The organism is Micromonospora echinofusca (assembly GCF_017614955.1).
Classification (GTDB): domain Bacteria; phylum Actinomycetota; class Actinomycetes; order Mycobacteriales; family Micromonosporaceae; genus Micromonospora; species Micromonospora echinofusca_A.
On the sequence record NZ_WVUH01000367.1, the window covers coordinates 1 to 6,695 of the forward strand.

General features: G+C 75.1%; 4 protein-coding genes. 2 read left to right on the forward strand and 2 right to left on the reverse strand.

Annotated elements, in window-relative coordinates:
- Nucleotides 1–31: 31 nt before the first annotated feature.
- Entirely contained in the window at nucleotides 32–1,873 is a 1,842-nt protein-coding gene (locus GSF22_RS28525; protein ID WP_208816896.1) for a tetratricopeptide repeat protein, read from the reverse strand.
- 216 nt (nucleotides 1,874–2,089) lie between these two features.
- Between GSF22_RS28525 and GSF22_RS28530 the strand changes: the two genes are divergently transcribed.
- Both GSF22_RS28530 and GSF22_RS28535 read left to right on the forward strand, forming a co-directional pair.
- Nucleotides 2,090–3,124 (forward strand): SIS domain-containing protein, encoded by a 1,035-nt coding sequence (locus tag GSF22_RS28530; RefSeq protein ID WP_208816891.1) that lies wholly within the window; start codon nucleotides 2,090–2,092, stop codon nucleotides 3,122–3,124.
- A gap of 28 nt (nucleotides 3,125–3,152) precedes the next feature.
- A complete protein-coding gene (locus GSF22_RS28535) occupies nucleotides 3,153–4,670 on the forward strand; it encodes a PAS domain-containing sensor histidine kinase (RefSeq protein WP_208816893.1) in 1,518 nt (505 codons plus the stop codon).
- 103 nt (nucleotides 4,671–4,773) lie between these two features.
- On the opposite strand, the gene GSF22_RS28540 is transcribed toward GSF22_RS28535, so the two are convergent.
- Nucleotides 4,774–6,219 carry a glycosyltransferase family 39 protein gene (locus GSF22_RS28540; protein ID WP_208816894.1) on the reverse strand — a complete coding sequence of 482 codons (1,446 nt, stop codon included), beginning with the start codon at nucleotides 6,217–6,219 and terminating at the stop codon, nucleotides 4,774–4,776.
- Between the last annotated feature and the right edge of the window lie 476 nt (nucleotides 6,220–6,695).

A 6,695-nucleotide genomic window follows, 5' to 3' on the forward strand; every position in this document is an offset into this window, starting at 1 on the left:
CCTTCTGGCGCTGACCCGGCCCGGGGCCGGGTCAGCGCCAGAAGGTGAGGCGGCGCAACAGCCGGCGCAGCACCCCGGGGGTCGGTGTCGACGTACCGGCCGCCGGGGTGGACTGTGCGGTGATCAGGTCACGGGCGGTGGCGGCCACGCCCGGGTCGAGCCCGGGAGCCGTCAGGACGAGCCGGGCCAGCGAATCCGCGATCGACACCGGTCGCCGCCGGGCCACCGTGATCACGTCGGCGAGTCGTTCCGCCGCGACCCGGGCCACGTCCGGGCGTACCGACGGGTCCACCCAGGCCGCGGTGACCAGGGCGAACAGTGCCGCCTCGGTGATCCAGTCCTCGACGCCCCAGACCAGGTCGAGCAGGACCGCCCGGCGGGCCGAGTCCGGCCACGGCTCGTCGGTGCGGTGGTGCAGCAGCCCCAGGCACGCCCACACCTGGACGCACCGTACCCAGAGCGTCGGGTCGTGCTCGGTGAGCGCCCGGCCGAGCGGGGTGTCCGGTGGCTCCGGCGGGTGCACCAGCAGTGCGAGCAGGTCGTCCACGGTCAGCGTGGCCAGCCGTACCGCCGCGTCGTACGCGGCCGGCGGGTGCGGCCAGGCCGGATGGGCGAGTTGCCGGATCTGCCGGACCGCCTCGTCCGACGGGGACGCCGGGACCGGCTCCGGCGTGGTGTCCACCCAGCGCCACAGGTCCCGCACCCCGGGCCGCCGGGGCCGGCGCAGATCGGGTTCGGCGATCGCGGCCACCACCAGGGTGAGGCCGGGCAGCGTGGCGGCCACCGTACGCAGCGCACTCGGCGCCTCCAGGCCGCTCAGCCGGAGTTCGCCGACCACGTCGGCCCGGTCGCCGGTGCCACCGGCGGCGAGTACCCGCCGGAGCGCGTCCACCACCGCCTCGCCGGCCGTCGGGAGCTGCCCCAGCCAGGGTTGTCCCTGGCAGCACTCGGCGAGGTCGCTGTGCTCGTGCGAGTCGTCCGGATGTTCCCGCTGGAAGTCGGCCAGCCCGACCAGGTGGTGCAGTTCCCCGTCCCGCCGGTAGCGCAGCCGGTGCGCGGTGTGCACCGCGCAGTCGAACGTCGGGTCGCGCTCCAGCGCCCGGTCGGTCCAGGTCAGCGCCGCGTCCAACCGGCCGTGGTCGGCGAGGGTGCCCGCGATGTCGGCGTACACCGACAGGTCGTCCGGGTCGTGCTCGACGGCGCGTTCCAGGGCGGCGAGCGCCTCCTCCAACTGGTCGGCGCTGCGGTAGGCGTACCCGAGCCAGACCTCGCCCAGCTTCGACGGCGCCGCCTCCACCCCCCGCTGGGCCCAGTCGAGCGCCAGGTCCACCTCGCCGAGCCGCCGGGCCAGCGCGGAGGCCGCGCCGAGCAGCAGGCCGTGCATGGGGTGTGCGGTGACGGCGTGCCGGGCCAGGGCGAGGTACGGCGTCAGCGGTGGGCGGTTCGCGGCGGGTACCGGGTCGGGCAGCGCGGCGCAGAGTCCCATCAGCACCCGCGCGGCGACGTCCGGGGTGATCCGCAGCCCGAGGTCGGGTGCGACCACCCAGGGCACGCCGGCCCAGTCCGCCTCGGGTGCGTGCGCGGTCGCGGCGGCCAGCAGTTCCAGTCCCTCGGCGGGGCGGCCGGCGGCGGCGAGCAGGTGCGCCCGGGCCACCACCGCCCCGATGAAGGCGTGCCGGTCCAGCGGGAACAGGTCTATCCCGCCCTGGTCGCGGACGGCGATCTGGGCCAGTACCTCATGCACCTCGGGCATGGTGGGGGCATGGGTCAGGGCGACGGCGAGGTGACCGGCGGCATGGGACAGGTCACCCTCGGCCAGTGCCAACCGGGCCAGCGCCAGTTCGCCCTCGGCGCTCAGGCGCGGATCGTCCATTCCTTCGGACACGTCGGCCTCTCGCTCACGGTTCGGTCCCGTCAGGTTGCGCAGCGCAGCCTAGGCCATGATCGCCGCCATTGGTGATCAACTGCTCATTGATGCTCGATGGATTGCTCGATCAGTCTGAACCGTGCAAGACTGAGCATGAAACGCGCGGGGAGCGCGCAATCGTTGACGTGAGGTGAGGTACGGGTGACACATCCAGGAGCCGGAATGGCCGCCGACATCGCGGAGCAGCCGGCCGGGTACGCGCGGTTGCTGGAGACCGGCCCGGTCGCCGCGATCGCCGAGGTGGCCGCCGCCATCGCCGCCCGCCGCCCCCGGCACGTGGTGTTCACCGCCCGGGGCACCTCCGACCACGCCGCCCTCTACGCCGCGTACCTCACCGAGATCCGGCTCGGCCTGCCGGCCGGGCTCGCCTCGCCCAGCGCCATCACCCTCTTCGGGGCCCGACCCGACCTCTCCGACGCGCTGGTCGTCGGGGTCAGCCAGAGCGGCGGCTCGGCCGACCTGGCCGAGGTGCTCCGGGTGGCCCGGGCCGCCGGGGCGCTCACCGTCGCGGTGACCAACGCCCCCTCGTCGCCGCTCGCCGGCATCGCCGAACTCTCCGTCGACGTCAGCGCCGGGCACGAACGCGCGGTCGCCGCCACCAAGACGTACACCGCCGAACTGCTCGCCCTGCTGATGCTCGTCGAGGGGGTACGGGCCGGCGACGGGGTACTGCCCGCCGCCGAGCGGGCCGCCCTCGACGCGCTCCCCGGACTCGCCGAGCGCACCCTCGCCGACCGGACCCCGGCCCAGCTCGCCCACCGGTACCGGTTCGCCGCCCGGCTGGTCACCACCGGCCGTGGGTACGCCTACCCGACGGCCCGGGAGGCGGCACTGAAGCTGATGGAGACCTCCTACCTGCCCGCGCTCGCCTTCTCCGGGGCGGACCTGCTGCACGGCCCGCTGGCGATGACCGACCCGGACGTACCGGTGCTGGCCGTGGTCGGCTCCGGCCCCGGCGGCGACTCGATGCGGGAGGTGCTGCCCCGCCTCGGCGAGCGCGGCGCGGACGTGGTCACCGTCGGCTCCGCCGACATCGCCGGGGCGACCGCCCGGCTGGACGTGCCCGAGGTCGACGAGCGCTACGCCCCGCTGCTCGACATCCTGCCGCTGCAACAGCTCGCCCTGGCCCTGGCGCTGGCCCGGGGCGAGGATCCGGACGCGCCGCGCGGGCTGAAGAAGGTCACCACCACGCTGTGAACCGCCCGTGGCGTGGCAGGCTTGCCCCGTGTCCACGCTGCGCGACCTCGCTGAGGAGCACACCAACCTCCGGCCCGCCGACATCGACCACCTGCACCGGGTGGCCGGGGACTGGCAGCTCCTGTCCGACCTGTCCTTCGCCGACCTGCTGCTCTGGGTACCCGTCGACAACGACGAGACGTTCCTCTGCGTCGCCCAGGTCCGGCCGACCACCGCGCCGACCGCGTACCAGGACGACCAGGTGGGACGGATCGTCGGCGGGCCGGAGATCGCCCACCTGACCATCGCCTACAGCCAGGGCCGGATCTGGCGGGAGGGCGATCCGGTCTGGTACGGCGACGTGCCGGCCCGGCACGAGGCGATCCCGGTACGGCTGCGGCGCGGCGAGGGGGAGTCCGAGGTGATCGCGGTGGTCGGCCGGGACACCAACCTCTCCACCGCCCGGACCCCGAGCCAGCTCGAACTGAACTACCTCACCACCGCCGACGACCTGGCCCAGATGGTCGCCGACGGGACGTTCCCGCCACCCCGGCACCCCGGGGAGACGACCTCGGCGCCCCGGGTCGGGGACGGGCTGATCCGGTTGGACGCCAGCGGCAAGGTCACCTACGCCAGCCCGAACGCGCAGTCGGCGTACCGGCGGCTGGGTTTCTCCGCCCACCTGGTCGGCGAGGACCTCGCGGCGCTGAACCGGCGGCTGGCCACCGACCCGCTGGAGGGTACCGACGTGGCCAACGGGATGCTCGCCGCGCTGCGCGGCGAGGCCCCGCCCCGCCGGGAGCTGGACGCCCGGGGCGCCACCATGCTCACCCGGGCCCTGCCGCTGATGCCCGCCGGAGTGCCGATCGGCGCCCTGGTGCTGGTCCGCGACATCACCGAGGTACGCCGCCGGGACCGGGCGCTGATCACCAAGGACGCCACCATCCGGGAGATCCACCACCGGGTGAAGAACAACCTCCAGACCGTGGCGGCGCTGCTGCGGCTCCAGGCCCGCCGGGTCGGCATCCCGGCCGCCAAGGTCGCGCTGGAGGAGTCGGTACGCCGGGTCGCCTCGATCGCCCTGGTCCACGAGACCCTCTCCATGTCCAGCGACGAGGCGGTCGAGTTCGACGGGATCGTCGACCGGGTGGCGAGCGCGGCGACCGAGGTGGCCGCGACCGAGGTGGCGGTGCGGATGCGCCGGGAGGGCACCTTCGGGGTCCTGCCCGCCGAGATCGCCACCTCCCTGGTGATGGTCCTCAACGAGTTGCTGCTCAACGCGGTCGAGCACGGCTTCCCGCCGCCCGCCGAGGGGGAGCCGGCGACGGGTGGGGCCGAGGTGGTGCTCTCCGCCCACCGGTTCCGCAAGCAGTTGCACGTCACCGTCGCGGACAACGGGCGAGGGCTACCCGAGCAGTTCGACGCGGACTCCTCCGGGCGGCTCGGCCTCCAGATCGTCCGGGCACTGGCCACCGGGGAGCTGCGCGGCACCATCGAGCTGCGGAACCGGGCCGGCGGTGGGACCGAGGCGGTGCTCATCGTCCCGCTGGCGGCGCGGGCCCGTTGAGCCGCCCGGGCCCGTTGAGCCGCCCAACGGAGCCGCCGTCCCGCCGTCCCGCCGTCCCGCCGGCCCGCCGGTCCGCCGGGGCGCCGGGTTCCCCGCCGGGGGTTCACCGGCGGGTCAGCAGCGCCACGGTGAGCCCGGAAACCCGCCAGCTCCGGTCGGTGCGGTAACCGGCCCGCAGGGCCGCGCCCCGGGCGCCGGTGACCGCGCCGGCCGGATCCGCCGGGGCGCCGGCGACCAGCAGCCACACCCGGTCGTGCCCGGCCAGGCACGGTGCCGGGTCGGGACACTCGTCGACCCACAGGTCACCCCGGGCGGCCTGGTCCCGCACCAGCAGCGCGTCCCGGGGCCGGGGCCGACCGCGCAGGTGGTACGCCACCGCCAGGTCCAGGAACCGCCAGCCGTCCCGGGGCGAGTAGACGATCGCGTCCCCGGGGCGCTGCCCGTCCGCGACGATCCGGGCGGCCCCGGCGTAGTCGACCGGCGCGCTCCGGGGCCACTCGTGGGTACGCCGCAGGGCGGCCTGCTCGGGGACGCCCAGCAGGGCGGTGACGGCGACCACCACCAGCGCGGCGGGCAGCCGCAACATGCCGGGTACCACGGCGGCGAGCAGGCAACCGAAGGGCACCGTGAAGGTCAGGTAGCGCGGTACCCACAGCGGGGTGACCAGCCCGACGACGAGGAGCAGCGCGACGGGCAGCAGCACGCAGCCGGCGACGGCCAGCCCCCGCCGACCCCGGCTGACCGCCCCGACCGTGGCCAGCCCGAGCAGCAGCCCGCCGACCTGGCCGCTCTGCACCAGCACACTGGGGAGGACGGCCAGGTCGCCGAGGGTCGGCGGATCCACCCAGTCGAGCTGCCGGCCCTGCTGACCCCGGCCGAGTACCACCAGCGGGGTGAGCACGAGCACCGCCGGCAGCACGGCGAGCAGCCAGCCCCACCACCGGTCCCGGTGTCGCCGGCCGGCCGTCAGCACCGCCACCGCGTGCCCGGCGAGCAGGGTCGCCGCCACCAGGTGGGTCAGGCCGAGCGCGGTCACCGCGAGCGCGTACCCGGCCCAGCGGGCGACCGTCGGCCGGCGCAGTGCGCGGACCAGCAGGACCGACGCGAGCAGCGCGAACGCGGTGGCCAGGGCGTAGGAGCGCGCCTCCTGGGCGTACCGGGAGGTGCTCGGGAGCACCGCGTAGAGCAGCCCGGCGACCAGTCCGGTCCGGGCCGGGAAGAGCTGCCGGCCGAGTACCGCCAGCAGCCCGGCTGCGGCGGCGGTGGCGAGCGCGGCGGGGGCCCGCAGGGCGGCGACCGAGTCACCGAAGACCGCTGTCCAGCCGTGCATGAACAGGTAGTACGGCGCGTTGACCGCGTCGATGGTGCCGGCCATCCGGAACAGGTCGTCGACGTCCCGGTCGGCGGCGCTCCAGGTGGCCAGCTCGTCCCGCCACGGCTGGGCGCCGGTCAGCCGGTACCCGGTCACGGCGAGTACGGCCAGCACCGGCCAGATCCAGCCGTACCGGTTCAGAGCGCCGGGCCTGTCGCCGGTCGCTCTCAGCCGCATGGACCGAGCGTGTCACCCCGGCCGGCCCTCTCGGCGGCGGATCGCCGCAATTGCCGCCCCGGGGGACACCCCTAGCCGGACCCCGCAAAGCTGATCCGTGATGTGGGATGGACCATGCATTCATTGGCCGTGACCACGGTGGTGTGGCAGCATGACGGCATGACCGCCGCTGTGGAACGCCGCCTCGTGGCCCGCCGCCACGTTGATTACGGCCGCGTCCGCAGCGCGATCTGTCCGGCCCACTGACGACGCCCGACCCCTGTGTCTCGGGCGCGCACCGCGCCGGCTCTCCCGACATCGTTGTCCACAGCCCTCCATTCCGGGCTGGCCGTCGCGTCCGCGCTCCACGAGCCATTCGCCACAGCAGACAACGGAGGACGCCGCGATGGCGGTCAGCAGCATCCCGGCCCGTAGCCGGTACTCACCACCGAGGTACCCCGCAGGTTGTCGATCTCGTCCTCGTCGCCGATGCGGGC